The organism is Aminobacter aminovorans, assembly GCF_900445235.1.
Lineage (GTDB): Bacteria > Pseudomonadota > Alphaproteobacteria > Rhizobiales > Rhizobiaceae > Aminobacter > Aminobacter aminovorans.
This window is the reverse complement of the sequence record NZ_UFSM01000001.1, coordinates 4852182-4878900: the sequence shown is the minus strand read 5'-3', so window position 1 is coordinate 4878900 and position 26719 is coordinate 4852182. Positions and strand designations below refer to the sequence as shown.

The 26719-nt window shown below is 63.2% G+C and carries 26 protein-coding genes; 18 read left to right on the top strand and 8 right to left on the bottom strand.

Annotated features, from left to right (window positions below; translation table 11 throughout):
• Positions 1 to 160 precede the first annotated feature (160 nt).
• Positions 161 to 1654: a MocR-like pyridoxine biosynthesis transcription factor PdxR gene (pdxR, locus tag DY201_RS24040; RefSeq protein WP_115733400.1), complete on the top strand. Its 1494-nt coding sequence runs from the start codon at positions 161 to 163 to the stop codon at positions 1652 to 1654.
• A gap of 277 nt (positions 1655 to 1931) precedes the next feature.
• Positions 1932 to 3521, top strand: a complete 1590-nt coding sequence (locus DY201_RS24035) for a trimethylamine methyltransferase family protein (protein WP_115733399.1) — start codon at positions 1932 to 1934, stop codon at positions 3519 to 3521.
• Positions 3522 to 3566: 45 nt separating this feature from the next.
• On the opposite strand, the gene DY201_RS24030 is transcribed toward DY201_RS24035, so the two are convergent.
• From DY201_RS24030 to DY201_RS24020, 3 genes are read right to left on the bottom strand one after another with little or no spacing between them, the layout of a single operon-like run.
• The gene (locus DY201_RS24030; protein WP_115733398.1) at positions 3567 to 4805 is read right to left on the bottom strand and encodes an NAD(P)/FAD-dependent oxidoreductase; all 1239 of its coding nucleotides are present in this window, start codon (positions 4803 to 4805) and stop codon (positions 3567 to 3569) included.
• A complete protein-coding gene (locus DY201_RS24025; RefSeq protein WP_115733397.1) occupies positions 4805 to 5122 on the bottom strand; it encodes a 2Fe-2S iron-sulfur cluster-binding protein in 318 nt (105 codons plus the stop codon). Before DY201_RS24025 ends, DY201_RS24030 begins: the two co-directional genes overlap by 1 nt.
• 9 nt (positions 5123 to 5131) lie before the next feature.
• Positions 5132 to 5734, bottom strand: a complete 603-nt coding sequence (locus tag DY201_RS24020; protein ID WP_115733396.1) for an MSMEG_1061 family FMN-dependent PPOX-type flavoprotein — start codon at positions 5732 to 5734, stop codon at positions 5132 to 5134.
• Positions 5735 to 5878: 144 nt separating this feature from the next.
• Here DY201_RS24020 and DY201_RS24015 point away from each other — a divergent pair, with 144 nt between their 5' ends.
• Complete coding sequence (locus DY201_RS24015; RefSeq protein WP_115733395.1) at positions 5879 to 7030, top strand: ROK family transcriptional regulator; 1152 nt, start codon at positions 5879 to 5881, stop codon at positions 7028 to 7030.
• Between the two features lie 58 nt (positions 7031 to 7088).
• Here DY201_RS24015 and DY201_RS24010 read toward each other — a convergent pair whose 3' ends face one another.
• Positions 7089 to 7487 carry a hypothetical protein gene (locus DY201_RS24010; RefSeq protein WP_115733394.1) on the bottom strand — a complete coding sequence of 133 codons (399 nt, stop codon included), beginning with the start codon at positions 7485 to 7487 and terminating at the stop codon, positions 7089 to 7091.
• Positions 7488 to 7842: 355 nt separating this feature from the next.
• Between DY201_RS24010 and DY201_RS24005 the strand changes: the two genes are divergently transcribed.
• The 5 genes from DY201_RS24005 (at position 7843) to DY201_RS23985 (ending at position 10349) form a co-directional block, all read left to right on the top strand.
• Positions 7843 to 8196 (top strand): ArsR/SmtB family transcription factor, encoded by a 354-nt coding sequence (locus tag DY201_RS24005; protein ID WP_115733393.1) that lies wholly within the window; start codon positions 7843 to 7845, stop codon positions 8194 to 8196.
• Positions 8180 to 8641, top strand: coding sequence for an SRPBCC family protein (locus DY201_RS24000; RefSeq protein WP_115733392.1), 462 nt, complete (start codon positions 8180 to 8182; stop codon positions 8639 to 8641). Before DY201_RS24005 ends, DY201_RS24000 begins: the two co-directional genes overlap by 17 nt.
• A gap of 112 nt (positions 8642 to 8753) precedes the next feature.
• Entirely contained in the window at positions 8754 to 9203 is a 450-nt protein-coding gene (locus DY201_RS23995; RefSeq protein ID WP_115733391.1) for a GFA family protein, read from the top strand.
• A gap of 86 nt (positions 9204 to 9289) precedes the next feature.
• Positions 9290 to 10060, top strand: a complete 771-nt coding sequence (locus tag DY201_RS23990; RefSeq protein ID WP_245432084.1) for a DUF899 domain-containing protein — start codon at positions 9290 to 9292, stop codon at positions 10058 to 10060.
• A 43-nt stretch (positions 10061 to 10103) separates the two neighbouring features.
• Positions 10104 to 10349, top strand: a complete 246-nt coding sequence (locus tag DY201_RS23985; protein WP_131922453.1) for a hypothetical protein — start codon at positions 10104 to 10106, stop codon at positions 10347 to 10349.
• Positions 10350 to 10419: 70 nt separating this feature from the next.
• Here the strand turns inward: DY201_RS23985 and DY201_RS23980 are convergent, their stop codons facing one another.
• Positions 10420 to 12222 (bottom strand): IlvD/Edd family dehydratase, encoded by a 1803-nt coding sequence (locus DY201_RS23980; protein WP_115733388.1) that lies wholly within the window; start codon positions 12220 to 12222, stop codon positions 10420 to 10422.
• Between the two features lie 221 nt (positions 12223 to 12443).
• Here DY201_RS23980 and DY201_RS23975 point away from each other — a divergent pair, with 221 nt between their 5' ends.
• Both DY201_RS23975 and DY201_RS23970 read left to right on the top strand, forming a co-directional pair.
• Complete coding sequence (locus tag DY201_RS23975) at positions 12444 to 13181, top strand: class I SAM-dependent methyltransferase (RefSeq protein WP_165916078.1); 738 nt, start codon at positions 12444 to 12446, stop codon at positions 13179 to 13181.
• A gap of 97 nt (positions 13182 to 13278) precedes the next feature.
• Positions 13279 to 13731: an SRPBCC family protein gene (locus tag DY201_RS23970; protein WP_115733386.1), complete on the top strand. Its 453-nt coding sequence runs from the start codon at positions 13279 to 13281 to the stop codon at positions 13729 to 13731.
• A gap of 102 nt (positions 13732 to 13833) precedes the next feature.
• Here DY201_RS23970 and DY201_RS23965 read toward each other — a convergent pair whose 3' ends face one another.
• The gene (locus tag DY201_RS23965; protein ID WP_115733385.1) at positions 13834 to 15027 is read right to left on the bottom strand and encodes a TCR/Tet family MFS transporter; all 1194 of its coding nucleotides are present in this window, start codon (positions 15025 to 15027) and stop codon (positions 13834 to 13836) included.
• A 319-nt stretch (positions 15028 to 15346) separates the two neighbouring features.
• Entirely contained in the window at positions 15347 to 16060 is a 714-nt protein-coding gene (locus tag DY201_RS23960) for a TrmH family RNA methyltransferase (RefSeq protein ID WP_115733384.1), read from the bottom strand.
• Positions 16061 to 16213: 153 nt separating this feature from the next.
• Here DY201_RS23960 and DY201_RS23955 point away from each other — a divergent pair, with 153 nt between their 5' ends.
• The 3 genes from DY201_RS23955 (at position 16214) to DY201_RS23945 (ending at position 17993) form a co-directional block, all read left to right on the top strand.
• On the top strand, positions 16214 to 16420 hold the full coding sequence (locus tag DY201_RS23955; RefSeq protein WP_115733383.1) for a ParD-like family protein: 207 nt from the start codon (positions 16214 to 16216) through the stop codon (positions 16418 to 16420).
• Between the two features lies 1 nt (position 16421).
• Positions 16422 to 17201, top strand: a complete 780-nt coding sequence (gene map, locus DY201_RS23950) for a type I methionyl aminopeptidase (RefSeq protein ID WP_115733382.1) — start codon at positions 16422 to 16424, stop codon at positions 17199 to 17201.
• A gap of 162 nt (positions 17202 to 17363) precedes the next feature.
• Positions 17364 to 17993: an HAD-IA family hydrolase gene (locus DY201_RS23945; RefSeq protein ID WP_115733381.1), complete on the top strand. Its 630-nt coding sequence runs from the start codon at positions 17364 to 17366 to the stop codon at positions 17991 to 17993.
• Between the two features lie 297 nt (positions 17994 to 18290).
• Here the strand turns inward: DY201_RS23945 and DY201_RS23940 are convergent, their stop codons facing one another.
• A complete protein-coding gene (locus tag DY201_RS23940) occupies positions 18291 to 20642 on the bottom strand; it encodes a long-chain-fatty-acid--CoA ligase (RefSeq protein ID WP_280959933.1) in 2352 nt (783 codons plus the stop codon).
• Positions 20643 to 21096: 454 nt separating this feature from the next.
• On the opposite strand from DY201_RS23940, the gene DY201_RS23930 reads away from it, so the two are divergent.
• The 5 genes from DY201_RS23930 to DY201_RS23910 all read left to right on the top strand — a co-directional run bounded on the left by DY201_RS23930 (position 21097) and on the right by DY201_RS23910 (position 26402).
• On the top strand, positions 21097 to 22692 hold the full coding sequence (locus tag DY201_RS23930; RefSeq protein ID WP_115733378.1) for an ABC transporter substrate-binding protein: 1596 nt from the start codon (positions 21097 to 21099) through the stop codon (positions 22690 to 22692).
• Positions 22693 to 22802: 110 nt separating this feature from the next.
• Positions 22803 to 23807 carry an ABC transporter permease subunit gene (locus DY201_RS23925; protein ID WP_115733377.1) on the top strand — a complete coding sequence of 335 codons (1005 nt, stop codon included), beginning with the start codon at positions 22803 to 22805 and terminating at the stop codon, positions 23805 to 23807.
• A gap of 9 nt (positions 23808 to 23816) precedes the next feature.
• Complete coding sequence (locus DY201_RS23920) at positions 23817 to 24725, top strand: ABC transporter permease subunit (protein WP_115733376.1); 909 nt, start codon at positions 23817 to 23819, stop codon at positions 24723 to 24725.
• 1 nt (position 24726) lies between these two features.
• Complete coding sequence (locus DY201_RS23915) at positions 24727 to 25578, top strand: ABC transporter ATP-binding protein (protein WP_115733375.1); 852 nt, start codon at positions 24727 to 24729, stop codon at positions 25576 to 25578.
• Positions 25575 to 26402 carry an ABC transporter ATP-binding protein gene (locus DY201_RS23910; protein ID WP_067965486.1) on the top strand — a complete coding sequence of 276 codons (828 nt, stop codon included), beginning with the start codon at positions 25575 to 25577 and terminating at the stop codon, positions 26400 to 26402. Before DY201_RS23915 ends, DY201_RS23910 begins: the two co-directional genes overlap by 4 nt.
• Positions 26403 to 26719: the final 317 nt, after the last annotated feature.

The window sequence follows — 26719 nt, the reverse complement described above, 5'->3', positions numbered from 1 at the left end:
TTCAATCGATTCAACCGGTGCCATTTGCAACCGCCGCTGGAAAGGTTCACTGGCATAAATCTATAGGATTAAAAAAATTGATTGGTGCAACTGCTTGTGCCAAGGATAGCTTTCTATAGTCCAGCGAAGTCAAAAGACTGGACATGCAGGAAACGTCCCCATGCCACAGCGAAACGATACGGCCATCTGGTCAGGCTTGTTCAGAATTTCGGCGGAATCAGGTCAGACGCTTCAGGCCCAGATCCGACAGGCGATCGTCGCCGCCATTCTCGACCGCCAGATCGCGGCCTCGATGCCGCTGCCGTCGTGCCGCATCCTCGCCGAAAAGCTGGGCGTCGCGCGTGGCACCGTGGTGCTGGCGTTCCAGCAGCTTGTCGACCAGGGCTTCCTGGTCGCGCGCGAGCGCCGCGGCCACTTCGTCAATCCCGAAGTGCTGGCGACGCCGGCCAAACCACAGCAGAAGAGCCCCGATCAGGCCAATGAAATCGATTGGAAAGCGCGCCGCCAGATCGCCGCCTCCGACATGCAGCCGCCGGCCAAGCTCGATAATTGGATCAAGTCGTCCTATCCCTTCGTCTACGGCCAGTTCGACCCGACGCTTTTTCCGACCGCCGAATGGCGCGAGTGCAACCGCATGGCGCTGGCGGTGCTCGAAATCCGCAACTGGGCGGCCGACATGGTCGATCGCGACGATCCGTTGCTGATCGAGCAAATCCAGGCACGTTTGCTGCCACGTCGCGGCATCTTCGCCAATCCGGACGAAATCATCGTCACGCTCGGCGCCCAGAATGCACTCTACATGCTGGCCACGCTGTTGATGAGCAAGGGCTCGAAGGTGGCGATGGAAGATCCGGGCTATCCGGACGCACGCTCGATCTTCCGTCTCGCCGGCGCCGACATCGAGCCTGTTCCCGTCGACCATTCGGGTATCGTTACCTCGGCGATCCCGTCGGATGCCGGCTTTGTCTTCGTCACGCCGAGCCATCAGTGCCCGACGATGGTGCCGCTGAGCGCCGAGCGCAGGCAGGATCTGCTGGCACGTGCTGCGCGCAACAACCAGATCATCATCGAGGACGGCTATGACAGCCAGTTGCTCGATGAAGCGCCGCAGCAGGCACTGAAGAGCCTCGATCGGTCCGGCCGCGTCGTCTATGTCGGCTCGATGTCGAAGACGCTCGCGCCCGGCCTGCGCCTTGGCTACATCGTCGCCTCGGCCGACCTCATCGCGGAACTGCGTGCGCTGCGCCGCTTCATGCTGCGCCACCCGCCGGCCAACAACCAGCGCGCCGTGGCGCTGTTCCTGTCGCTCGGCCACCATGAGGCACTGGTACGCCGCCTGTCGACGGCCTTCACCGAGAGGCGCAAGCGATTGGTCCAGGCGATCTCGGCTTTTCTGCCAGAATGGCAGTCGACCGACTCGGCCGGCGGCACGTCACTGTGGCTCGAAGGGCCACGCGGTACCGACTCGCGCGGGCTCGCGGCAGCTGCTGCGGCACGTTCTGTCATCATCGAACCGGGCGAGCGCTTCTTCGAGCATTCCGACAAGCCGACGCGTTTCATGCGGCTGGGCATTTCCTCGATCGCCCTGCAGCACATCGAGCCCGGAATCCGCGAATTGGCAACCGCCGCCGGACGCAGGCCCGCGGCTGCCTGAGCCCTCGGCAACGCTGCCCGCCTCCTGGCGCGCAGCGTTGCAGCACTTTGAACAAACCTCCGATCCACGACTGATTCCCGCTCCGGTTTCGAGTGTATTCCCGTGCCGGCCGCCACTCCGTGTCGCCGGTATGTATGACCGCCCTGGCATATCCGGCGGAATCTGCTGGCCCATAGTCTGGGCCAATGGACATTGCATAGTCGAGCAAAGGGAACGAGGCGACACGACGGTGGCATAATCACTGCGGGCCAGCCTCACACGAATTCGGAGGACCTGCATGTCAGTTGCCATCGAAAGCCATGATCTGTCCGCGGAACAACGTTCGCGAAGGTCGGGTGGCAGGGAGGCGCGACGAGCGATGCGTGCCGCTCCGCTGGCCGACGACATCCGCCCGGTACGTGCCGGCCTGGAGGGCGGCACCTTCAAGGCATTGGGCCAGAATGATCTCGAACGCATTCACGAGGCGGTGCTGACGCTGCTCGAGACCGTCGGTTTCGCCAACGCCATCCCGAGTTGCATCGAGGCACTGAAACGGGTCGGCGCCACCTACAGCGACGACGGCCGCATCCGCTTCCCGCGGGAGCTGGTGTTGTCGACCATCAGGAATGCCGCCCGCAACTTCACGCTTTGCGGCCAGGATCCCAAGCACGACATGCTGATCCAGGGCAGGCGGGTCCACTATGGCACGGCCGGTGCCGCCGTTCACCTCGTCGACGTCGAGAAACGCGAATATCGCGAAAGCCTGCTGCAGGACATCTACGACGCCGCCCGCATTGTCGACGGCCTCGACAACATCCACTTCTTCCAGCGCCCGATGGTGCCACGCGACATTCCCGACCCGCTGGAAATGGACTTCAACACCCTCTACGCCTGCGTCTCCGGTACCTCCAAGCATGTCGGCACCAGCTTCACCGTGCGTGAGAACGTCGCCCCTGCCTTGCAGATGCTCTACGAAATCGCTGGCGGCGAGGAAAATTTCCGCGCCCGTCCCTTCGTCTCCAATTCCAACTGCTTTGTCGTGCCGCCGATGAAGTTCGCCGAGGATGCCTGCGGCGTGCTCGAAGCCTGCGTCGAGGGCGGTATCCCGATCCTGCTGTTGTCCGCAGGCCAGGCTGGAGCCACTGCGCCCGCAGCGATCGCCGGTGCGGTCGTCCAGGCCGTCGCCGAGGTGTTGGCCGGTCTCGTCTATGTCAATGCGCTAAAGCCCGGCCATCCCGCCATTTTCGGCACCTGGCCCTTCGTCTCCGACTTGCGCACTGGGGCCATGTCAGGAGGCTCGGCCGAGCAGGCACTGCTGACGGCTGCCTGCGCCCAGATGGCCCAGTTCTACGACCTGCCCGGCGGGTCGGCCGCCGGCATGGCCGACTCCAAGCTGCCCGACATCCAGTCCGGCTATGAAAAGGGCATCACCAATGTCATGGCCGGGTTGTCGGGGCTCAATCTGGTCTATGAATCAGCCGGTATGCATGCCTCCCTGCTCGGCTTCTGCCTGGAAAGCCTGATCATCGACAACGACATGCTGGGCCAATGCCTGCGTTGCGTGCGCGGCATCGAGGTCTCGGACGAGGCGCTGTCCATCGCCACCATCTCTGAAGTCTGCCTCAACGGCCCCGGCCATTATCTCGGCAACGAGCAGACGCTCCGACTGATGCAGACGGAGTATTTCTATCCTGCCGTGGCTGACCGCTTCTCGCCCAAGGAATGGAACGAGAAGGGCAAGCCTGACCTGCTCGGCAAGGCAATCACGGAGAAGAAACGCATCCTCGCTGAGCGTTTTCCGCGGCATATTCCGCGCAGCCTCGACGACAAGCTCCGCGCCCAGTTTGGAGAGCTGATCAAGCTGCCGCGCTCCGGCATGGGCGGCTAGACGCCGGAAGACGCTCAGCGAACTTTCGACAGCCTTCTGCGGAACCTAGGCTGCGCATGGAGCCGCTGATGATCGCGCGGCGAGCGCCCTGGCATGGACCACCATGTCGAAATCAGGCGCGCAGGCCGCGTCCATCTCAAGTGGAATACCCGCATCGAGAATGCGCCGCGCCGCGACATGGATGCGGTTGGCGTTGATCGTCTCGACGGCGGCGAGCTGCCCGTTGCGGAAACATAGGGCGACATGCCCGCCGTCGACGGCAAGCGTCCGCACCGCATCGTCAGGCTGCTTCAAGCCGGCCATCTTCAGCCTGAGGTCGCCGATGTCACTCCAGAACCACGGCGTCTCGGCCGCCGGGGCCGGCCTGCCGCAGAGCCGGGCTGCAATGCAGCGCGCCTGAAATGTTGCACTGGCCACGCTCTCCAGCCGGGAACAGCCCCGAATCCGCGCACAGTCGCCTATGGCCGAAATGTTGGCTGCCGAGGTCGCCAGCGCCTCGTCGACCAAGATGCCGTTGTCGACATCGAGCCCGGCATATTTGGCAAGTCCGACATCGGGCACGGCGCCTATGCCGACGACCGCCAGCTCCGTCTCGCGCAGGCTGCCGTCGCCCAGCCGAACGCCTGTCACCCGGCGCCCATTGCCTTCGAAGCCGGCTATGCCGGTGCCGACGATCGTCTCAATGCCCATGTCCCGCAGCCCTGCCACAACCATCCTGGCTGTTTCAGGAGACACCGACCGGCCAAGCGGCAGCGGACGTGCTGCGGCGATGGTGACCTTAACGCCGTGCCTGGCGAGCGCTGCCGCCACTTCGAGGCCGAGATAACCGGCGCCGACGATGAAGGCCCTGGTGCCGATGACAATGGATGAGGCCAGCCTGTAGGCGTCGCCGAGATCACGGATCGAGACGATGCCGTCCAGCTCTTCGCCTGGAACTGCCAGGCTGCGGTTGCGCGACCCCGTGGCGAGGATCAGATGGTCATAAGCGAGGCGCTTGCCGCTGCCCAGCTTCAGCCGCTGTCCCCTCACGTCGATCTCCTCCACCGCTTTGCCCCGCCTGAGCCTGATGTCCTGCGCTGCATAGAACGCTGCCGGCCTGAGCGCGATCGCCTCGTCGGTCAGCCCTTCGGCAAAGCGTTTCGACAGTGGCGGGCGATGATAGGGCAGGGCGCTTTCGGCGCTGATCAGCTCGATCTCGCCGCCAAAACCCTCGTCGCGCAGCGAGGCGGCCGCTTGCACGCCGGCATGGCCGGCACCGACGATGACGATGCGCTTGCCCGCCATCAGGTCGCTCCCGGGACCGCCACGCTCAGCCCGTTCAGTTCGGGTGCGAGCCTTATCTGGCAAGCGAGGCGGCTCAGTGCGGTCACGTCCTCGGCCAGCGACAGCATGTCGGCCTCGTCGTCGGCCGGCGCCGGCAGCCTGCCGGTCCATTGCGGATCGACATGCACATGGCAGGTCCCGCATGAGCAGCCGCCGCCGCATTCGGCGACGATGCCCTTGACGCCGGCGCCGAGGATGGCGTTCAGCAGCGTGCCGCCGGGCTCACCGCTCAGGGTCCGCTTTTTGCCATCGGCTTCGGTGAAACTGATCTCGATCATGTCGTTCCCTCAGTAGAGAGTCCGCTGGTCGCCCACGCGGATCCATTCGATCATCTCGTCCTTGTCGAGCCCGGCGATCTGGTCGGCCAGCACCGCGCCCAGCGGCGGGAAATCCTCGCGCCTGGCAAAGGTCGCGGGGCTCCAGATCTTGGAGCGGATGACCGCCTTGGCGCAGTGGAACAACGCCTCGCGCACCCTTATGCGGATGGCGACCGGCGGCGTCTTGCCCTGGAAGGCGAGCTGCTCCAGCTCCGGCCCGACGACGAGATCGGCCTCGCCATTGATGCGCAGGATCTCGCCCAGCCCCGGCACCAGGAACAGGCAGCCGACGCGCGCATTGTCGAGGATGTTCTCCATCGTATCGAGCCGGTTGTTGCCCGGCCTGTCGGGAATCAGGATCGTCTGCCTGTCGATCGCCTTGACGAACCCTGCCGGATCGCCGCGCGGCGAGACATCGGCGCCGTTGTTGCCCTGCGTCGCGATCAGCAGGAACGGCGACAGCGACAGGAAATACAGGCAATGCTTGTCGAGCTGGGTCAACACCTTCTGCACCACCAGGTCGCCGGGTGGCGGAAACATGTCTCTCAGCTTCACGCGGTCGATCGACTGCATCGGTCCTCCCTCGGTTTGCGGCCCACCTTCATTGTGGACCCGTTCGATCCGCCGCGAGGCTAGTGGAAGCTGTTTTGAAGTCAATAAAGAAAATTCGTTGTTTTACTTTTATATGCTAACGGGACCGGAATCGAGGGAGGAAAGATGGCCAACGGCAATTCGGCGACGCTCACCCGACGCTACAACCGCACCGTCGTGCTCGACGCGCTGCGTCGCCACGGCAGCCTGTCGCGCATCGAGCTGGCGCGGCTTTCCGGGCTCACGCCCCAGGGCATCCGCAACATCATCGAGGACCTGATCGACACCGGGCTGGTGCGCGAGACCGGCCGCCGGCGCGGCCTGCGCGGCCAGCCGCAGATCGACATCGAGATCAATCCGGGTGCCGGCTATTGCCTCGGCCTTCACGTCGCATCTGGTCTATGTCACGCCATCGCCACCGACCTAGCCGGCAACGTCCTGGCGCGGCCGGAAGCGCGCGCCTTCGGCGGCGATCACGGCCAGCAACTGGACGCCTTGGGGGCTATCGCGCGCACGGTGGATGCTGCCGCCGGCGGGCTGCCGCGGCTTGGCACCGGTGTCGTTGTCTCGCGTCCGCTTGCCAGCCGCTGGTCGGCCGCAGGCGGGCTCGCCGACGCGCAGGCGGATTTCGCCAAACCATTCGAGGCGCTGTTTGCGTCGGCACCCCTGGTGTTCGAGAATGACGCCAATGCCGCGGCAATGGCCGAATACACCCATGGCAGGGCCAAGGGCCGTGGCGATTTCCTCTATCTGTTCCTCGGCGAGGGGGTTGGCGGCGCCATCGTGCAGGGCGGCGTGCCGATGCATGGCGGGCGCGGCAATGCCGGTGAGTTCGGCCACATCCTCATCGATCCCAGGGGCGCGCCATGCCATTGCGGCAATCGCGGGTGCCTGCATGGCTATCTCGCGCTCGATGGCCTCAGGCCCCTGCTTCCGGCAGGCGCCATGCTTGCGCAGGACAACCTGCCGCAGGCATGGCTGGATGGCGCGGCATCGGCCCTGTCGCGGGCGCTCGTCAGCCTTGAAAACATCTTTGATCCCCAGGCGATCGTGCTCGGCGGCACGGCACCTGCCTGGCTGCTGCACAGGCTGGTGGAAACAATGGGCGATCCAGGCCCGTCGGTGCGTTCGGATGTGGCGGAGCCGGGTATCGAGGTCAGCGGTCTTGGCCAGAGCTGTGCGCTGATCGGCGCGGCGGCCCTGCCGCTGCTTGCGCTCACCAGCCCGGATCCGGCCACCTTGATGAAGGAGCCGTCGGCCGAAACGGCTGCGGAGTAAGCGCAATTCCAGGAAAAGCGTGTCGCGCTTTCTCCGTCCGGAATTGCACAAGAACTATCTACCCGGCGCTGAGCCCGAAGCGCTCGACGACATCAGGGTTGATCAGCTTGGCATGCAGCGCCAGAAGCACGATCTTCGCATCGAAGCTGTCCTCGGCATCGAGTGCTGCCTCGATACGCTGCTCCACCCGCATGGCCATGTCGCCGCCGTTGGCGCCGGCAAAGGCGACCGCGCCGGCAATGCAGTAGCCGAACAACTGGGCGATGGGCGCATAGGCCGACACAGGTGGCTCGTTGGGCCAATGGTCCTTCATCAGGTTGACGATGGTGAGCTTCACGCCCTCCGGCACCAGCGCCGGATGCAGGTCGACAGCGCGCAGGGCGCCATCCAGTTCGCGTAGGTCGCTGGAGCGGCCGAAAAGGCCGAGAAAGCCGAGGGATGAGCGTCTTCTGGCCATGTTCGCTTCCGTTGTGTCGGCTTCCAGTTAGGCGAGCCCGAAGCCGAATACAAACACCGTCCTGAAGTCGCCGGCAGAAACTGCACTGTCCGAGGGAATAGCCATCAATGTCCCCCGTTTCTCCCCGCCAATCAACAAGCCCGGCAATCAACAAGAGTGTCGAACAGGAGATGACAGATGAAAAAGACCCTCGCCATTCTCGGTGCCCTTATCTTCGCCGCACCTCTGGCCTGCGCATGCCGACGACGACATCAGCCGCTTCTTCAAGACGGTTCTCGCTGGTGGCAAATTGCTTGACAGCTCAAAATTTTGGCTGTAGTTAACGGATATGTTAATTAACAAGTCTGCTAAATAAATGACCGAAGATCGCCTCGACGCAACATTCGCCAGCCTCGCCGACCCCACAAGGCGAGCCATCCTTGCCCGGCTCGCGCAGGGCGAGGCGACGGTCAACGAACTGGCCGAACCATTCGAGATGAGCCTGCCTGCAATCTCGCGCCATTTGAAAGTGCTGGAGCGCGCCGGTCTCATCAGCCGCGGCCGCGAGGCGCAGTGGCGCCCATGCCGGCTGGAGGCAGGGCCGCTCAAGGATATAGCCAACTGGGTCGAGCGCTACCGCCACTTCTGGGATCAGAGCTTCGACCGCATGGCCGATTATCTCAAGGAACTGCAGACGCCTAGGGGAGACCAGGATGACCGCAAGAACTGACACCGTCGCTGCACAATCGCTTGTCCTCGAATTTTCACGGGTCTTCGATGCGCCGCCGGCGCTCGTCTTCCGCATGTGGTCGAGCCCCGAGCATCTCTGCCGCTGGTGGGGGCCGAAGGGCTTTACGTCGAGTTGCGAGACGCACGAGTTCCACAAGGGCGGCAGCTACCATCTGCTCATTCATGGCCACGTCCAGGACGGCATGACCGGCACCTTCCGCGAGATCGTCGAAAATGAGCGGATCGTCTTCACCTTCGCCTGGGATCACGATCCCGACTGGCAGACGCTGGTGACGGTGACGCTGAAAGCCGAAGGAGACGGCACGCGGCTGACTTTCCGCCAAGAGCCGTTCCTCGACGTCGATACGCGCGACTCGCATCTGGGTGGCTGGGGCGAATGCCTCGATCGCCTCGCCGACGCGCTCGCCGGGCGACCGGTGGTCTGAAGCTTCGCGCGGAGGCTGATGCCGCCGGCGCGCCGAATGCCCGATTGAAAATGCTGTCACCGATGATCGTTGTCGATCATCGGAACGACAAGCCATGCGAGGAGAAACGAAGATGCTGAAATCCTACCGCGGCAGTTGCCATTGCGGGGCCGTGCATTTCGAATGCCAACTCGATCTCGCACCCGAGGGCCAACGCTCGAAGCCCGAGCTCGACGGCGTCTGGTGGACGTCGAGCTTCCGCTGCAACTGCTCCTGGTGCGCCAAGACCCGATTCTGGAAGAATTTTGCCCGGCCCGCTGGCTTTCGCGTCACGACGGGTGCCGACACACTGACCGAGTACCGCTTCGGCTCGTCGGCCATCCGCCACACCTTCTGTAGCCGCTGCGGCGTCCATCCCTTCGCCTCGGCCAGCTTCGACATCATGGGCGGCGACTTCTTTGCGGTGAACATCGCCTGTCTCGACGACATCTCGGCCGACGAACTGGCTGCCGTGCCGATCACCTATGAGGACGGCAAGAACGACGCCTGGGACCGCCCGCCTTTGGTGACCGCCTACCTCTAGCTGCAAGCATCGAAACTTCGAGCCGTGCATGACGGCCGCCACTGGGCGGCCGATTGAAAACCTGTGTCCAAACGATGGAGAGTGACATGGAGCATGAAATCGTATCGCGAGACGAATGGGTTGCGGCGCGCCGGACGCTGCTCGCCAAGGAAAAGGCAATGACAAAGGCGCGCGACGAATTGAGCGCCGAGCGGCGTGAACTGCCCTGGGTCAGGATCGACAAGCAATACTATTTCGACGGTCCCGGCGGACGGCTGCCGCTGTCCGACCTGTTCGATGGTCGCAGCCAACTGTTCATCAAGCATTTCATGATGGCGCCGGGCCAGCAGCACCATTGCGTCGGCTGTTCGTTCGAGATGGACAATGTCGACAGCGTGCTCGTCCATCTCGAGAACCACGACGTAAGCTACGTTGCGGTCACGCGTGCGCCGCTTGCCGAAGCCGAGGCGCTCAAGGCGCGCATGGGCTGGAAGGCGCGCTTCGTCTCGTCTTTCGGCAGCGACTTCAACTATGACTTCAATGTCTCCTACACCGCCGAGCAGTTTGCGGCGAAGAAGGCCGTCTACAACTTCGCCCCGCTCGACTTCGAGATCGAGGATCTCTCCGGCGACAGCGTTTTCTACAAGGACGACGACGGCCAGATCTACCAGACCTATTCGACCTTCGGTCGCGGCGCCGAGCAGTTCCTCGGCATCTATGGTTTTCTCGACGTGATGCCCAACGGCCGCGCCGAAAACGGGCCGTTCTACCTGCTCGCCGACTGGGTCAGGCCGCACGATATGTATGGCAAGGGCGGCATGGTCGAGATGACGGGACGATACCACCCGGCCGACTGCGGCTGCGGCAAGCACGGCTGAGCCGGCGATGTGCTGCGCCCTGACAGCAATGGTTTTCGCCGTGATGGCAGCTTGGCGCCGCTTTCGGAGAGCGGCGTCCGGTTGGCATTGCAGGCTGCGCTGGGCTGCGGCGGTCGTCGCCGCGCTGGTCGGTGGTGTCGGGGCAGCTGCCGCCGCGCAGCATCTTGGTCACTACGCCGTGCGCGCCGAGATCAATCAGCGCAGCATCGTCGCCGAAATGCTGGCGCAGCCGATCTGCTCCGGCAAGGCCGCGAGGTCCGGCGCGCAGTTGGCAATCAGCCTCGACTGACCGCTAACCTGCGGTCAGCGCTCGCGACAGGACCGAGGCGCCGAAGCTCAGGTGCCCCAAGTCCCATTCGCTAATGATTGTCGCGCGGCAGGCCCTTGGTCTGGGCGACGCGCTGATATTTGACCGCCGGCTTCAGCACCATGCCTTGTGCCAGCTGGTCGACCATGCCGCGCTGGATTTCCTGCCATGGCGTCTGGTGCGCCGGGAAGTGATAGCCGCCATTGCTCTGCAGTTCGGCGCGGCGGCGGGTGATCTCGTCGTCGCTGACGAGAATGTCAGCCGTGCCCTTGCGCAGATCGATGCGCACCCGGTCGCCCGATCTTAGAAGCGCCAGTCCGCCGCCGACGGCCGCTTCCGGCGAGGCGTTGAGGATCGACGGCGAACCCGACGTGCCGGACTGGCGGCCGTCGCCGATGCAGGGCAGCGAGTGAATACCGCGCTTGAGCAGATAGGCCGGCGGCTGCATGTTGACGACCTCGGCACCGCCGGGATAGCCGACGGGGCCCGCACCGCGCATGAACAGCACCGTGTTCTCGTCTATGTTCTCCGACGGATCGTCGATGCGGGCGTGATAATCCTCCGGCCCGTCAAACACTTTTGCGGTGCCCTCGAAGGCTTCGGGATCGCCAGGGTTCGACAAATAGCGGTCGCGGAACTCGGGCGAGATCACGCTGGTCTTCATGATCGCGCTGTCGAACAGATTGCCCTTGAGATTGATGAAGCCGGCATCCTTCTTCAGCGGGTCGGTGACAGATCTGATGACCTTGGTGTCCATGTTCTCTGTGGCGGCGCAGTTTTCGCCCATGGTCCGGCCATTGGCGGTGATCGCGTCGGGGTGCGGCAGCAGGCCTGCCTTCATCAGTTCGGCGACGACCGCCGGCACGCCACCGGCATGGTGGTAGTCCTCGCCGAGATACTCGCCGGCCGGCTGCAGATTGACCAAGAGCGGCACGTGGTGGCCGACCTTCTGCCAGTCGTCATTGTCGAGCGGCACGTCGAGATGGCGGGCGATGGCGTTGAGGTGGATCGGCGCATTGGTCGAGCCGCCGATCGCCGAGTTGATGACAATGGCGTTTTCGAAGGCTTCCCGGGTCATGATGTCGGAGGGCTTGAGGTCCTCGCGCACCATGTCGACGATGCGCTTGCCGGTCTCGTAAGAGATCTGGCCGCGTTCGCGATAGGGCGCGGGGATTGCCGCGGCTCCGGGCAGCTGCATGCCGAGCGCCTCGGCCAGACTGTTCATCGTCGTTGCCGTGCCCATGGTGTTGCAGTAGCCGACCGACGGCGCCGAAGAGGCGACGATGTCCATGAACTGTTCGTAGTCGATCTCGCCCGACGAAAGGCGCTCGCGCGATTTCCACACGATGGTGCCTGAGCCGGTGCGTTCACCCTTGTGCCAGCCATTGAGCATCGGCCCGACAGACAGCGCGATCGCCGGGATGTTGACGGTGGCGGCTGCCATCAAAAGCGCGGGGGTTGTCTTGTCACAGCCAATGGTCAGCACCACGCCGTCGAGCGGATAGCCGTAGAGCACTTCGACGAGGCTGAGATAGGCGAGGTTGCGGTCGAGCGAGGCGGTCGGGCGCTTGCCGGTTTCCTGGATCGGGTGGCAGGGAAATTCGAACGGCACGCCGCCGGCGGCAACGATGCCGTCGCGCACCCGCTTGGCCAGCTCGATGTGATGTCGGTTGCACGGCGACAGGTCCGAGCCGGTCTGGGCGATGCCGATCAGCGGCTTGCCCGACTGCAGCTCCTCACGCGTCAGGCCGAAATTCAGGTAGCGCTCGAGATAAAGCGCGGTCATGCCGGGATTGTCGGGATTGTCGAACCACTCCTGCGAACGGAGCTTCTTCGGTGTCTTTGTGCCGGCCATCAATTCCTCCCGAAATCCGGACTTGCATCGTTATGGCAAGGACCAAACAGCTGCAAGAGCGACGAAGGGTGCAGCACGCCCGATGCCACCGTGCGGTGCGGTGGTGCAACCGTCCAGGGGAAACTGGCACGCAACGCGAGGCTTTTCTCGCCGCGCGGCGATGATATGAATGCGCCGCCAGCGCGTAGTGCATTCCACAAGTTAGAGCGAGCAGTGCCTTGATCGACGACCGCCTCTATATCGACCCGGAGCTTGTCCAGTTCTACGATCTCGAGAACGAAGGCGGCGACGACGTCGACTTCCTCATGCGTTTCGTCGGCGATGCCCGTAGCGTGCTCGATCTCGGCTGCGGCACCGGCGCGCTGACTGCGATGCTGGCACCGGGCCGTGCCGTCACCGGCGCTGATCCCGCGCCTGCCATGCTCGACGTCGCCCGCAAGCGCCCCGGCGGCGACCGCGTCGAGTGGGTCCAGGGCGATGCCCGTTCGCTGCGCCTCGGCAAACGCTTCGACCTCGTGCTTCTGACCGGCCACGCCTTCCAGGTGTTCCTGACCGCCGAGGACCAGCGCGCGGCACTCGACACCATCGCCGCCCATCTCGCGCCGAACGGCCGCTTCATCTTCGATAGCCGCAATCCGTTGGCCCGGGCGTGGCTGGAATGGGGGCCCGATGATTCCAGGCGCACCGTCGTGCATCCCGCTTTCGGCGCCGTCGAGGCCTGGAACGACGCCGTCCAGGACGCGATATCAGGCATCGTTACCTACGACACCTTTTACCGCCTGCCGGCCGACGGCCGGCAGTTCCATGCCCAGTCGCGCATTGCCTTTCCGGGGCAGCAGTCGCTTGCCGCGATGATCGCCGAGGCCGGGCTTGTCGTCGACCACTGGCTCGGCAGCTGGCAGGGCGCACCCTATACGCCTGATATGGGCGAGATCATCCCGATCGGCCGCAAGGCCTGATCCCGATCGGCCGCAAGGCCTGATCCCGGCGCTGCGATGGACAATCGCCGGGCGCTGCGTTACGCCTCGGTAGGACCGGCATTCGGGAGGATAACGCATGGCCCTGGTGATCGAAGGCGAGGAAAAGATCGCCGCCCCCATCGACGTGGTATGGAAGGCGCTCAACGATCCGGCCGTGCTCAAGCAGAGCATCCCTGGCTGCGAGAGCCTTGAGATGTCGTCGCCGACCGAGATGGCCGCCAAGGTGGTGCTCAAGATCGGCCCGATCAAGGCGACCTTCACCGGCGAGGTAACGCTGAAAAACCTCAAGCCGCCGTACTCCTACACCATCGAAGGCGAGGGCAAGGGCGGTATCGCCGGCTTTGCCAAGGGCGGCGCCGACGTCACGCTGACCGAGGACGGGCCAGGTTCCACGATCCTCAAATATGAGGCCAAGGCCGATGTCGGCGGCAAGATCGCCCAGCTCGGCAGCCGCCTGATCACCTCGACCTCGAAGAAGCTGGCCGGGCAGTTCTTCTCGACTTTTAGCGAGAAGGTGGGGGGAGCATAGTCTTCCTTCCCCTACAGGAGAAGGTTCCCAAGGGGTGCATGACGGGTGCTGGACGGAATCCGTCAGCTCCAGTTTCCAGTCGTTGGCGATCCCGACCACCCGCTATGTCGCCGCTACAGGCGCCGTCTCCCGAAACCTCAGACCAAGCACCAATGGCACGCTGAGCCCGTAGAGGGCGATGACGGACAGCCAGATAGCGCCGGGCCATTGCGATCTGACGACGAAGTAAAAGCTGGAGAAGGCCAGCGGTCCGATGATCGAGGCCAGGCTGAGAGCCGAGGCCAGAACGCCCTGGAACTGTCCTTGCTGGCTCTCGTCGACCTGCCGGGTGGCGTGCGACTGCAAGGCCGGCACGCCGATGCCGCCGAGGGCAAACAGCGGCATGATGGCGAAGATCATCCAGCCCTCGCTGGCAAACGCCATGACGGCAAGCGCTGTGCAGGCGCAGGCGATGCCAACGAGGATGGCGGCGCGCTCGCCGATCAACTTGACCGCAGGACCAGGCAGGAAGGCCTGGGCGAGGGCCTGGCAGACGCCGAACGTGCCGAGCGACAGGCCGACCCACAGCCCGTTCCATTGGAACGCATCGCTGCCCCACAGCGCCCAGGAGGTGCCGTAGGCCTCGCCGGTGGCGCTGAAGATGAAGAAGACCGAGATGACGGGCAGAAGGTTCTTCATCGAAAACACCCAGCGCAGCGGCCGCAGCGGATTGAGCGCAGCGAAATCGATCATCTCCCGGCTGGGATTTCGCGACTCCGGCAAAACGAAAAATGCCATCAGGAGATTGCTGGCGTTGAGCACGGCGGCCGCGATGAAGGGCAGGCGCAGCCAATAGTCGCCGAGCACACCGCCCAACACCGGTCCGATGATGAAGCCTATGCCGAACATGGCGTTGAACAGGCCGAAGCGGCGGGCGCGCTGATGCTCGGCGGAAATGTCGGTGATGTAGGCCGTCGCCACCGAGACGTTGGCACTGGTCAGGCCGGCGATGGCGCGGCCGAGCAGCAGCATCCACAGGCTGGGCGCGAAAGCCAGGAACAGGTAGTTGACGACAGCACCGGCGAGCGAAATCAGCAGCACCGGGCGGCGGCCGAGCCGGTCGCTGAGCGAACCGAGGACCGGGGCGAAGACGAACTGCATGGCGGCGTAGAGAGCGGTCATGATGCCGATATAGGCGGCGACATTTCCGGTATGGGTGACGTCGCGCAGCAGCGCAGGCAGTATCGGGAAGATGAGGCCGATGCCGATGGCATCGAGGACTATGGCAACGAAGATGACGATGAGCGGCTTGCTCATGGCGGACTCCAATGAACGCAAGCGTACAGCGGCGTCGTGCGCCGATGGGTGCTCGCAATGGGGCCTGATCGATGTCAGGCGGGATGATTTTCGGGAGACGCTGGCGACCCACGCTCGAAACGGCAGGGGTGCTTGTGCTTGACCGCCTGGACGACTATTCGTCCACCTGTTTACTCCGCCACTGAGCGGATCAAGGGAAGCGGTCGCTTTTCGCGACGGGTTCCCTTTACGTCATGTCGCGGCGGGCGGCAAGAGGCGAGCGTTACGCCGCTTCTGTCCACGCTTCTCCGGCAATTTTCGCCGGAGCTTGCTTCGCCATTCAGCGGGCGCCTTCCATCGGACCCGATCCGTCCAATTGAAAGGCTGCGTCGGAGGTGCCTTCATCGCCTTCACGAGCCATGATGGTAGGCAAGGGTTCGGCGCGTTTTCCCTTCCGCCTGCTGCGGCGGTACAGGCTCTGATACCCGCGCCGCTGCTTCGTGACTTCATAGAGAACGATACCTGAGCACGTGCCGAGATTGAGGCTCTCGATCATCCCGAACATCGGGACAGCCACGCACATGTCGCTGCGCTCGACGGCGAGCGGACTGATGCCACGCGCCTCGTTGCCGAACCACACTGCCAGTTTGGTATGCTGCGTGTAGTCGCCTTCATGCAGGTAGACATTGGCCTTGCCCTTTACATGCGGCGAGGTGACCACCGATACGAAGCCGTTCTTTTCCAGATGCTCGAGGCAAGCTTCGGTGCTGTCGAAGCGCTTCACGAATGTCCATTTGACGGCGGAAACAGAAATCTTCGAAAGCGACTTTCGCTCGCGCATCTCCTGCCAGTCGTCGGGAAGCGCCTTGCCGGGGTCGACGATGTAGACCTTCTCTACGCCGAGCGCATTGGCGTTTCGGATGACCGTGCCGATATTCTTGATGTCGGCCGGGTCTTCGATGACCGCGACAAGGTTCTTGCAGCGAAACGACTTGATCGCTTCGGCGCGCTTGCGAACGGATGCTTTGGACTTCTCGGCTTCAACTGTTTCCATAAAGGCGTATTACCATGCGTCAATTGCTGTTCAATAGTGCTGACGCCGAGCGTGTCCATGAGCGGGAACAGCGGCGTCACTCGTTGCGACAACGGATTGATGGAGAAATATACGAAACATATATGATACGTATACTCGTTTCAGGAGACCTTCATGGGCATCGTGAAGATTGATGAGGATCTGCATGAGGAAGTCAGGCGGGCGAGCACGGTGATGTGCCGGTCGATCAATGCCCAAGCCGAGTTCTGGATGAAGGTCGGCATGCTTGCGGAAGCCAATCCGACAATGTCGTTCAATGAGATCGTCAGGATGCAGTTTGCGGCAGCACAAGTGCAGGTCCGGGATCTGGCGGTCGCCTGACATGGTCAAGTCACCGGACGAACTGGCGCTGATGCGCGTGGCGGGCAGGATGCTGGCGTCCGTCTTCGAGATGCTGGACGCGCAGGATTTGGCCGGCATGTCGACTTTGCAGGTCAATGATCTTGTCGAGCGCTTCATCACGGTCGACCTCGCCGCTCGTCCGGCGAGCAAGGGACAGTACGGTTTCAAGCACGTGCTGAACTGCTCGATCAATCATGTCGTCTGCCACGGCGTGCCTGACGGGCGCGAGATCATCCGCGACGGCGACATCGTCAATTTCGATATCACGCTCGAAAAGGGCGGCTACATCGCCGATTCGAGCAAGACCTACCTGGTCGGCAACGCCCCACCCGCGGCGGCCCGGCTGGTTCGGGTCGCGCAGGAGGCAATGTGGAAGGGCATAAGGCAGGTCCGGCCGGGAGCGCATCTGGGCGACATTGGTTTTGCGATCGAGCGGCATGCCAAGCGGAACGGCTATTCGGTGGTGCGGGAATATTGCGGGCACGGCATCGGCCGCGAGATGCACGAAGAACCGCAGGTACTCAACTTTGGACGGCCGGGAACGGGCCTGAGGCTGAGCGAAGGCATGGTCTTCACCATCGAGCCGATGGTCAACCAGGGCACCCGCAAGGTCGTAACCGAGAGCGATGGATGGACCGTCGTCACAGGCGACCGGAAGCTTTCGGCCCAGTTCGAGCACACGGTCGCTGTGACTGCGACCGGCGTCGAGGTGCTGACGCTGCGCCGCGACGAGACACGGATGCCGGAAGGCCGAGCGTGATCGCTGGTCTGCGCCAGTATCCCGGCCTTTGCTGGGAGCGCGGAAGGCAGGCGGTGCAGCCGGCGTCAGCACTGAACTGGGCGGCATCGGCGCGCTGAGCCAGCCGGCATTGACGCCGCAACGGCACTGGGGCAGTGACGCAGCGTTCATGGTGGCGGTGCGATGTCTTCCTTCTCCCTTGCGATTTTCGACTACGACGGAACGCTGGCCGACAGCTTTCCGTGGTTCTGCTCGGTGCTCAACCAGACTGCGCGGCAGTTTGGTTTTCGCGAGGTCACACAGGATGAGATTGACGAACTGCGGGCGCTTGGCACACGCGAGATCGTTGCGCGCCTGGGCGTCGCTAAATGGAAGTTGCCGGCGATCGCCATGCACATGCGCAAGCTGAGCGCTGAAAGCCGCGATGCGGTCGCATTGTTCCCCGGAGTCGGGCCGATGCTTGCGAGCCTTGCCGCAAGCAACATCCGTGTTGCCATTGTCAGCTCCAACACGGAAAACACAATCCGCCGGACGCTGGGGCCGGCCGCGGTTCACGTCAGCCATTTCCAGTGCGGCGCGTCTCTGTGGGGCAAGGGCGCGATGTTCAAGGCGGTCATCAAGCGCCTTGGTGCCGACAAGCGACGTACCATCGCCATCGGCGACGAGGTTCGCGACATCGAGGCGGCACGAGGCGCGGGCATTGCCTCGGGCGCGGTGACTTTCGGCTACAATGCCGGCGCCACCTTGCGTGCCCAGGGGCCCGATCTGGTTTTTGACAACTATGTCGATCTGGTCGCGAAGCTGACGGCCTGAGGTGGCATCTCCAGATCAGGCCGGCTTGATCGTACTGGCATCAAGGTCGCTCCATCATGAAAAGCGGCCGGAAATCGAACGCGCCTCGCGGCCGGCGCTCAAGTGCTGGTGATTTGCCAGTGCGGTGCCAGCCACATAGCGGGGTTGTTGAACTCAATTTCTGCCAGCACTTAGGTTAGTCCGAGAGTGGGCGACCTCTGGCTCGGGCAGCGACATAGAATGTCGAGTGACGTCCCTAACAACAAAACGGCCACCGTGGAAGCACTGTGGCCGTTGTCGTTTGGAGGTGGCGGAGCCTCAGCCGCGGAGTTCGCGCCTGAGAATCTTGCCGACATTGGTCTTCGGCAGTTCGGTGCGGAACTCGATGTATTTCGGCCGCTTGTAGCCGGTCAGGTTTTCGCGGCAGTAGGCGATCAGAGTCTCGACGGTAAGATCGGGATCCTTGCGCACGACGAACAGCTTCGGCACTTCGCCCGAATGCTCGTCCGGCACGCCGACGGCCGCAACCTCGAGCACGCCTGGGTGCTGGGCGACGACGTCCTCGAGTTCGTTGGGATAGACGTTGAAGCCCGAGACCAGGATCATGTCCTTCTTGCGGTCGACGATCTTGGTGAAGCCGCGCTCGTCCATGAAGCCCATGTCTCCCGACTTGAAGAAACCGTCCGGGGTCATCACCTTGGCGGTCTCGTCGGGGCGGTTCCAGTAGCCGGCCATGACCTGCGGCCCCTTGATGCAGATTTCGCCGACCTCGCCGAGCGGCATGTCGGTGTCGTTCTCGTCGCGGATGGCGATGTCGGTCGAGGGCAGGGGCAGGCCGATGGTGCCGGTGAAGTCAGGCGACGAGCACTTGTTGGCGGTCGCCACCGGCGAAGTTTCCGAAAGGCCGTAGCCTTCGGTGATGTGGTTGCCGGTCGTCTTCTTCCAGCGCTCGGCAACCGGACGCTGCACCGCCATGCCGCCCCCCAGAGACAGGATCAGGCCTGAAAAGTCGAGCTTGCGGAAGTCCTCATTGTTGGTCAGCGCGTTGAACAGCGTGTTGAGGCCGGGGAAGATGTTGAACTGGAACTTGGCCAATTCCTTGACGAAGCCGGGGATGTCGCGCGGGTTGGGGATCAGCACGTTGAGCGCGCCCTGCTGCATGCCCATCAGCGCGTTCACCGTGAGCGCGAAGATATGATAAAGCGGCAACGCGCAGACGAAAGTCAGGTGCGGCGGCTTCGGACGCACCGTGTAGGCGTCTTCTACCCACAGCGCCAGTTGGGCGACGTTGGCGAGCACGTTGGAGTGGATCAGCATCGCGCCCTTGGAGACGCCGGTCGTGCCGCCGGTATATTGCAGGAAGGCGATGTCGGAGGCGGCGACTGTGGCCGGTTTGAAGCTGAGGCTAGCGCCTTCCTTGAGCGCTGCCATGAACTTCACGTGGCCGGGCAACGACCAAGCCGGCACCAGCTTCTTGACCTTGCGCACGACGAGATTGACCAGCAGGCCCTTGAGCCCGAGCATCTCGCCCATCGAGGCGACGACGACATGCTTGACCTGGGTCTTGGCGACGACCGCCTGCAGCGTGGTGGCGAAGTTTTCGAGGATGATAATGGCCTCGGCGCCCGAATCCTTGAGCTGGTGCTCGAGTTCGCGCGGCGTGTAGAGCGGGTTGACGTTCACTACAGTATAGCCGGCGCGCAGGATCGCCATCATCGCGACCGGATATTGCAGCACGTTGGGCATCATGATGGCGACGCGGGCGCCCTTGGCGAGGCCCTTGGACTGCAGCCAGGCGGCGAATGCCGTCGACATGCGCGCAAGCTCGCCATAGCTCATTGACTTGCCCATGCACGAGAATGCGGGGCGTCCGGCATATTGGCGGCAGGCGTCGGTCAACAAATCGCCGATCGAGCTGTAGGCGAGCGGCGGCATCTCGGCTGGAACGTTGGCCGGGTAGCTCTTCAGCCACGGCTTGTCGCCGGATCTGGCTGCTGCCTTGGCGGGTGCCGCAGCCTTGGTCGCCGGTGCCGGCTTCGCGGCGGAGGCGGGTGCAGCCTTGGCGGCTGGCTTTGCCGCCGGTGACTTTTCTGCAGGCTTCACCTTGGCAGCGGGCTTGGGCGCTTCTGCTATCTTGGCCGGGGCGGCGGCTGCAGGCTTGGACGCCGAGGCCTCGACCTTCGATGCGGCGGGCTTGACGGCGGCCGGATTGGCGGCTGCGGGCTTAGCCTTGGCCGCAGCGGCTGGCTTCGGTGCTGCAGATTTTGCCTTGGTCGGAGCGGCTTCGGTCTTGGTCGCAGGCTTCGCGGCCACCCGCCTGGATGCCGTGGGTTTTGCGGCAGCTGATTTGGATGTCGTCGATTTGGCTGCGGTCGGCGTGGTTTTCACCGCAGCGGCAGGCTTTGTTTCGGTTTCCTGAGCCGGCTTGGTGGCTGGCTTGCTGGCCTGGGACTTGGGCTTCGGCGCAGCGGAAGTCTTTGCCGGCGCTGCAGCCATGGCTTTGGCGGGTGCGGCTTTCGACATCGCCGTCTTGGTCTTGGCAGTCGCTGGCTTCGGTGCCACGGCCTTGGCTGACGGTCTGGTTTCCGGCTTGGCCGTATCGGCTGGCTTGGCGGCCGCCTTCGTGGTTGCGGTCTTTGCCGTGCTTGCCTTGCCGGTCGATTTAGCCAATGCAGCCTCCCTGGTTGTTCTTGTTGTCCGGCATTGAAGGTCGCCGGCTTTCGCCCTCGTCCACGTCGCAGCGCCGCAAGAACAGTGCCGCGTCGGGGCATGTTGTAGTTGTTTGTATTGCCACCTGACGTTAACGGCAAGTATGACCCAACGTCACCTCGCAGAACGAATTTTAGGATTCGCAGTTATAGCCGGCCGAACCAGCAACAGCGCCGCAATTGCCTATGGCTGCGATGATAAAACCTGTCGCAGCCGAATCTAACGCGAAGTGCAAATGTCTGGCCGGCCAATGGAAATCGCAAATTTTCGACTATTTCGAAGCCATCTGTGGGTAAATTATTCTGCTTACCAAAGGGCAGGTAGGCGGGGAGTTCCAAAGCTAGATAAACGGTGCTTATATGCGCGCCTGCGAGCCTGACGGGTAGGGCTTGGGAAAAATCATAGGGAGTGTTCAATGTTGAAAAAAACGACCTTTGCGGCCGCGTTGCTGGCTGCAACCGTCCTCAGCGGTGCGGCGAGCGCTAAGACGTTCGTCTACTGCTCGGAAGGTTCGCCGGAAGGCTTTGATCCGGGCCTCTATACCGCCGGTACGACCTTCGACGCCGCCGCACACACCGTTTACAACCGCCTGCTTGAGTTCAAGAAGGGCACCACCGAAACCGAGCCGGGCCTGGCCGAGAGCTACACGGTTTCCGACGACGGCCTGGAGTACACCTTCAAGCTGCGTCCGGGCGTCAAGTACCAGACCACCGAGTTCTTCACGCCGAGCCGTGACTTCAATGCCGACGACGTCGTGTTCTCGTTCGAGCGCCAGCTGAAGGCTGACAATCCCTGGAACAAGTACGTGACCGGCGCTTCGTGGGAATATGCTGCCGGCATGGGCTTCCCGGAAGTGATCAAGTCGGTCGAGAAGGTCGACGACCTGACCGTCAAGATCACCCTGACCCGCAAGGAAGCGCCGTTCCTCGCCAACATCGCGATGCCGTTCGCTTCGATCGTGTCGAAGGAATATGCCGACAAGCTTCAGGCTGACGGCAAGATGAACCAGATGAACCAGCAGCCGCTCGGCACCGGTCCGTTCGCGTTCGTCGCCTACCAGCAGGACGCCATCATCCGCTACAAGGCCAACCCGGATTACTGGGGCGGCAAGCAGAAGATCGACGACCTCGTCTTCGCGATCACCCCTGACGCATCGGTTCGCTATCAGAAGCTGAAGGCCGGCGAATGCCACCTGATGCCGTTCCCGAACGCTGCCGACGTGGCTGCGATGAAGGCTGACTCGAACCTGAAGGTCGTGGAACAGGCTGGCCTGAACGTCGCCTACCTCGCCTACAACACCACCCAGGCTCCGTTCGACAAGCCGGAAGTCCGCAAGGCGCTCAACCAGGCCATCAACAAGCAGGCCATCGTCGACGCCGTGTTCCAGGGTGCTGCAACGCCGGCGACCAACCCGATCCCGCCGACCATGTGGTCGTACAACAAGGCCGTCGAAGACGACAAGTACGATCCGGAAGCATCGAAGAAGGGTCTTGAAGCCGCTGGCATCAAGGACCTCAAGATGAAGGTCTGGGCGATGCCGGTTTCGCGTCCTTACATGCTCAACGCCCGCCGCGCGGCGGAGCTGATCCAGTCCGATTTCGCCAAGGTTGGCGTTACGGTCGAGATCGTCTCCTACGAGTGGGCCGAGTATCTCGACAAGTCGAAGGCCAAGGATCGTGACGGCGCCGTCATGCTCGGCTGGACCGGCGACAATGGCGATCCGGACAACTTCCTCGACACCCTGCTCGGTTGCGACGCCGTCGGCGGCAACAACCGCGCCCAGTGGTGCAACAAGGAGTTCGACGATCTGGTGACGAAGGCCAAGGAGACCTCCGACATTGCCGAGCGCACCAAGCTCTACGAGCAGGCGCAGGTCTTGTTCAAGAAGGATGCTCCCTGGGCAACGATCGACCACTCGCTGTCCATCGTTCCGATGCGCAAGGGTGTCGAAGGCTTCGTTCAGAGCCCGCTCGGCGACTTCGCTTTCGACGGTGTTGACATCGCGGAGTAAGGTTGCCTAAACAGGCCAACCTTGGGTTGGGGCGCTTGGATCACAAGCGCCCCAATGCACATTTTGTGCTACCCTTACCTTTTCTCGGAACATTCACTTAAAGGTTCGACATGCTCCGGTTCCTGTTGGGACGGCTCGCCGTCCTGATCCCGACATTCATCGGGGTCTCAATCATCGCATTCTCCTTCATCCGTCTGTTGCCCGGCGATCCTGTCGCCCTGCTTTCCGGCGAGCGCGTCATGTCGCCGGAGCGCCACGCGGAAATCTCTGCCCAACTCGGTTTCGACCGGCCCATCGTCATCCAGTACCTCGACTATCTCTGGGGCGTGGTGCGTGGCGATTTCGGTACCTCGATCGTCACCAAGAGGCCTGTCGTCGACCAGTTCTTCGAACTGTTCCCGGCGACGGTCGAGCTGTCGCTCTGCGCTATCATCTTCGCCGTCGTGCTCGGCGTTCCGGCAGGCATCATCGCTGCGATCAAGCGTGGTTCCTTCGCCGATCAGGCGATGATGGGCACTGCACTCGTCGGCTTCTCGATGCCGATCTTCTGGTGGGGCCTGCTGCTGATCATGCTGGTATCGGGCATGCTCGGCTGGACGCCTGTCTCCGGCCGCATCTCTCTGATGTACTATTTCCCGCCCGTCACCGGCTTCATGCTGATCGACTCGCTGCTTTCAGGCCAGGCTGGCGCGTTCAAGTCGGCTATCAGCCACCTGATCCTTCCGACCATCGTTTTGGGTACCATCCCGCTTGCTGTCATTGCCCGCCAGACGCGCTCAGCGATGCTGGAAGTGCTGTCGGAGGATTATGTCCGCACGGCGCGCGCCAAGGGCCTGTCGACCTTCCGCGTCGTCGGCGTCCATGCGCTGCGCAACGCCATGATCCCCGTTGTCACGACAGTCGGTCTGCAGGTCGGCGTGATGCTGGCCGGCGCTATCCTGACCGAGACGATCTTTTCCTGGCCGGGTATCGGCAAGTGGATGGTCGATTCCGTGTCGCGGCGCGACTATGCCGTCATCCAGGGTGGCCTGCTCATGATCGCTGCCGTGATCATGCTGGTGAACCTTGCGGTCGACCTGATGTACGGCCTCATCAACCCGCGTATCCGGCACTAGGAGGGCACGATGTCTCAAGCTGCTGCAACCAGTGCTGTCTCGACCGACCCATCCCGCCGGGCGCGGCTGGCCGAGTTCTGGTACTATTTCTCTGAAAACCGCGGTGCCGTCATCGGCCTCGTGTTCTTCATCTTTCTCGTGCTCTTGGCGATCTTCGCGCCGCTGATCGCGCCGCATGATCCGACCCAGCAATACCGCGACGCGGTTCTGGTCCCGCCGGTCTGGCAGGAGGGCGGCCGCGCCGACTTCCTGCTTGGCACTGACGCCGTTGGCCGCGATATGCTTTCTCGCCTCGTCTTCGGCACCCAGTTCTCGCTGTTCGTCGGTGTCATCGTGACCGCGCTGTCACTGGTCATCGGCGTCGTCTTCGGCGTCATCGCGGGCTACTTCCGCGGCTGGGTCGATACCGCCATCATGCGCGTCATGGACATTATCCTGGCCTTCCCGTCCCTGCTGTTGGCACTCGTGCTGGTGGCGATCCTTGGACCGGGCCTGGTCAACGCGATGATTGCCATCTCGCTCGTCTACCAGCCGCATTTCGTGCGCCTGGCACGCGCCGCGGTGATGAGCGAAAAGACCCGCGACTACGTCGTCGCCGCCAAGGTGGCGGGTGCCGGCCACACCCGCCTGATGTTCAAGACCATCCTGCCGAATTGCATGGCACCGCTGATCGTCCAGGCGACGCTGTCGTTTTCTTCCGCCATTCTCGACGCCGCGGCACTGGGCTTCCTCGGCATGGGCGCGCAGCCGCCGACCCCGGAATGGGGCACCATGCTGGCCGAGGCCCGCGAGTTCATCCAGAGCAAGTGGTGGGTGGTGACGCTTCCGGGTGTTGCGATCCTGATCACCGTGCTGGCGATCAACCTGATGGGCGATGGCCTGCGCGACGCGCTCGACCCGAAGCTGAAGAGGTCCTGACATGGCGCTTCTTGAAATCGAAAACCTGGTCGTCGAGTTTGAGACGGCCTCCGGTCCCTTCCGCGCCGTCAATGGCGTGTCGATGAAGGTCCACGAGGGCGAGGTTCTTGCCATCGTCGGCGAGTCCGGTTCGGGCAAGTCGGTGTCGATGCTGGCCGCGATGGGCCTGCTGCCCTGGACGGCCAAGGTCACCGCCGACAAGCTGACCTTCAACGGCCGCGACCTGCTCGCCATGCCTGCCAACGAGCGGCGCAAGATCATCGGCAAGGACATTGCCATGATCTTCCAGGAGCCGGTGGCGAGCCTAAACCCGTGCTTCACCGTCGGCTTCCAGATCGAGGAAGTGCTGCGCGTGCACATGGGCCTCGACAAAGCTGCGCGCCGCAAGCGCGCGATCGAGCTTTTCCAGGCGGTCGGCATTCCAGATCCGGCCGAGCGCCTCAACTCCTACCCGCACCAGATGTCCGGCGGGCAGTGCCAGCGCGTGATGATCGCCATCGCCATTGCCTGCAATCCGAAGCTGCTCATTGCCGACGAGCCGACAACCGCTCTCGACGTGACGATCCAGAAGCAGATCCTCGACCTGTTGATGAAGCTGCAGGCCGACCACGGCATGGGCCTGATCATGATCACCCACAACATGGGTGTCGTGGCTGAGACCGCCGACCGCGTGGTCGTGCAGTACAAGGGCCGCAAGATGGAAGAAGCCGACGTGCTGACGCTGTTCGAAAACCCCAAGAGCAACTACACGCGCGCGCTGCTGGCGGCACTGCCGGACAATGCGACCGGCGATCGCCTGCCGACGATCTCGGAACTCTTCGTCGACGACCAGGTGGAGGGGGCTGCACGATGAGCGTCATTCTCGAAGCGCGCAACATCGTGCGCGACTACCACGTGCCCGGCAGCTTTCTGAAGAAGGCCAAGACCGTTCACGCCGTCAAAGGCGTGAGCTTCCAGGTCGAGAAGGGCAAGACGCTGGCGATCGTCGGCGAAAGCGGCTGCGGCAAATCCACGCTCGGCCGCATCCTGACGCTGATCGACCCGGCGACGTCGGGCGAGTTGCTGATCGAAGGCAAGACCGTCGACATCGCCAAGGGTGACCTGACGCCCGAGATGCGCCGCAAGGTGCAGATCGTGTTCCAGAATCCTTATGGCTCGCTCAATCCGCGCCAGAAGATCGGCGACATCCTGACCGAGCCGCTGGTCATCAACACCAAGACGCCGGCCGACGAACGCCGCGACCGCGCGATGACGCTGCTGAAGAAGGTTGGCCTCGAAGAGAAGCACTACAACCGCTATCCGCACATGTTCTCGGGCGGCCAGCGCCAGCGCATCGCAATCGCGCGCGCGCTGATGCTGAACCCGAAGCTTCTGGTGCTGGACGAGCCGGTGTCGGCGCTCGATCTTTCGGTGCAGGCGCAGGTGCTGAACCTGCTCGCCGACCTGCAGGACGAGTTCCAGCTGACCTACGTCTTCATCAGCCACGACCTTTCGGTCGTGCGCTACATCGCCGACGAGGTGATGGTGATGTATTTCGGCGAGGCGGTCGAATATGGCAGCCGCGACGAGGTCTTCGCCGACCCCAAGCACAGCTACACCAAGACGCTGTTTGCAGCGACGCCGCGCGCCGATGTCGAGAGCATCCGCGCCCGTCTGGCTAGGAAGAAGGCTGCCTGAGCGGCTGCTGGTTTCGACTGACTGATCAATGCCTCGGCCCGGAAATCGGAAACGGTTTCCGGGCCGAGGCATTTCCGGAAGCGTTCGCGCGCCGATAGGCTGCTCACGTAGCACAATGTTTTGGGCCAGCGGCCCAAAACGCCAATTTCGTCTCTCGCAAAAAGGCTTTCCCGGATCATAATCCCGGCCATCATCACTACAGCGCCGCGCGTCCACTTGGACGCGCAAAGGACGTTGTGAATTTTGGATCGGTGCATGATCCTTTCCGAAAATCGATTCCGATTTTCGGGGTCATGCACCAGGGCCCGGCGATGCCG

Excerpts from the sequence above, each read along its gene's own strand:
- DY201_RS23980 (WP_115733388.1), bottom strand. The coding sequence starts at position 12,222 with ATGGCCGGCACAAAGACACCGAAGAAGCTCCGTTCGCAGGAGTGGTTC.
- DY201_RS23920 (WP_115733376.1), top strand. The coding sequence starts at position 23,817 with ATGTCTCAAGCTGCTGCAACCAGTGCTGTCTCGACCGACCCATCCCGC.
- DY201_RS24015 (WP_115733395.1), top strand. The coding sequence starts at position 5,879 with ATGGCCAACGGCAATTCGGCGACGCTCACCCGACGCTACAACCGCACC.
- map (WP_115733382.1), top strand. The coding sequence starts at position 16,422 with ATGGTCAAGTCACCGGACGAACTGGCGCTGATGCGCGTGGCGGGCAGG.
- DY201_RS24035 (WP_115733399.1), top strand. The coding sequence starts at position 1,932 with ATGTCAGTTGCCATCGAAAGCCATGATCTGTCCGCGGAACAACGTTCG.
- DY201_RS23985 (WP_131922453.1), top strand. The coding sequence starts at position 10,104 with ATGGCAGCTTGGCGCCGCTTTCGGAGAGCGGCGTCCGGTTGGCATTGC.
- DY201_RS23925 (WP_115733377.1), top strand. The coding sequence starts at position 22,803 with ATGCTCCGGTTCCTGTTGGGACGGCTCGCCGTCCTGATCCCGACATTC.
- DY201_RS23915 (WP_115733375.1), top strand. The coding sequence starts at position 24,727 with ATGGCGCTTCTTGAAATCGAAAACCTGGTCGTCGAGTTTGAGACGGCC.
- DY201_RS23970 (WP_115733386.1), top strand. The coding sequence starts at position 13,279 with ATGGCCCTGGTGATCGAAGGCGAGGAAAAGATCGCCGCCCCCATCGAC.
- DY201_RS24010 (WP_115733394.1), bottom strand. The coding sequence starts at position 7,487 with ATGGCCAGAAGACGCTCATCCCTCGGCTTTCTCGGCCTTTTCGGCCGC.
- DY201_RS24025 (WP_115733397.1), bottom strand. The coding sequence starts at position 5,122 with ATGATCGAGATCAGTTTCACCGAAGCCGATGGCAAAAAGCGGACCCTG.
- DY201_RS23930 (WP_115733378.1), top strand. The coding sequence starts at position 21,097 with ATGTTGAAAAAAACGACCTTTGCGGCCGCGTTGCTGGCTGCAACCGTC.
- DY201_RS24005 (WP_115733393.1), top strand. The coding sequence starts at position 7,843 with ATGACCGAAGATCGCCTCGACGCAACATTCGCCAGCCTCGCCGACCCC.
- DY201_RS23995 (WP_115733391.1), top strand. The coding sequence starts at position 8,754 with ATGCTGAAATCCTACCGCGGCAGTTGCCATTGCGGGGCCGTGCATTTC.
- DY201_RS23945 (WP_115733381.1), top strand. The coding sequence starts at position 17,364 with ATGTCTTCCTTCTCCCTTGCGATTTTCGACTACGACGGAACGCTGGCC.
- DY201_RS24030 (WP_115733398.1), bottom strand. The coding sequence starts at position 4,805 with ATGGCGGGCAAGCGCATCGTCATCGTCGGTGCCGGCCATGCCGGCGTG.
- DY201_RS24020 (WP_115733396.1), bottom strand. The coding sequence starts at position 5,734 with ATGCAGTCGATCGACCGCGTGAAGCTGAGAGACATGTTTCCGCCACCC.
- DY201_RS23960 (WP_115733384.1), bottom strand. The coding sequence starts at position 16,060 with ATGGAAACAGTTGAAGCCGAGAAGTCCAAAGCATCCGTTCGCAAGCGC.
- DY201_RS23955 (WP_115733383.1), top strand. The coding sequence starts at position 16,214 with ATGGGCATCGTGAAGATTGATGAGGATCTGCATGAGGAAGTCAGGCGG.
- DY201_RS23990 (WP_245432084.1), top strand. The coding sequence starts at position 9,290 with ATGGAGCATGAAATCGTATCGCGAGACGAATGGGTTGCGGCGCGCCGG.
- DY201_RS23910 (WP_067965486.1), top strand. The coding sequence starts at position 25,575 with ATGAGCGTCATTCTCGAAGCGCGCAACATCGTGCGCGACTACCACGTG.
- DY201_RS24000 (WP_115733392.1), top strand. The coding sequence starts at position 8,180 with ATGACCGCAAGAACTGACACCGTCGCTGCACAATCGCTTGTCCTCGAA.
- DY201_RS23965 (WP_115733385.1), bottom strand. The coding sequence starts at position 15,027 with ATGAGCAAGCCGCTCATCGTCATCTTCGTTGCCATAGTCCTCGATGCC.
- pdxR (WP_115733400.1), top strand. The coding sequence starts at position 161 with ATGCCACAGCGAAACGATACGGCCATCTGGTCAGGCTTGTTCAGAATT.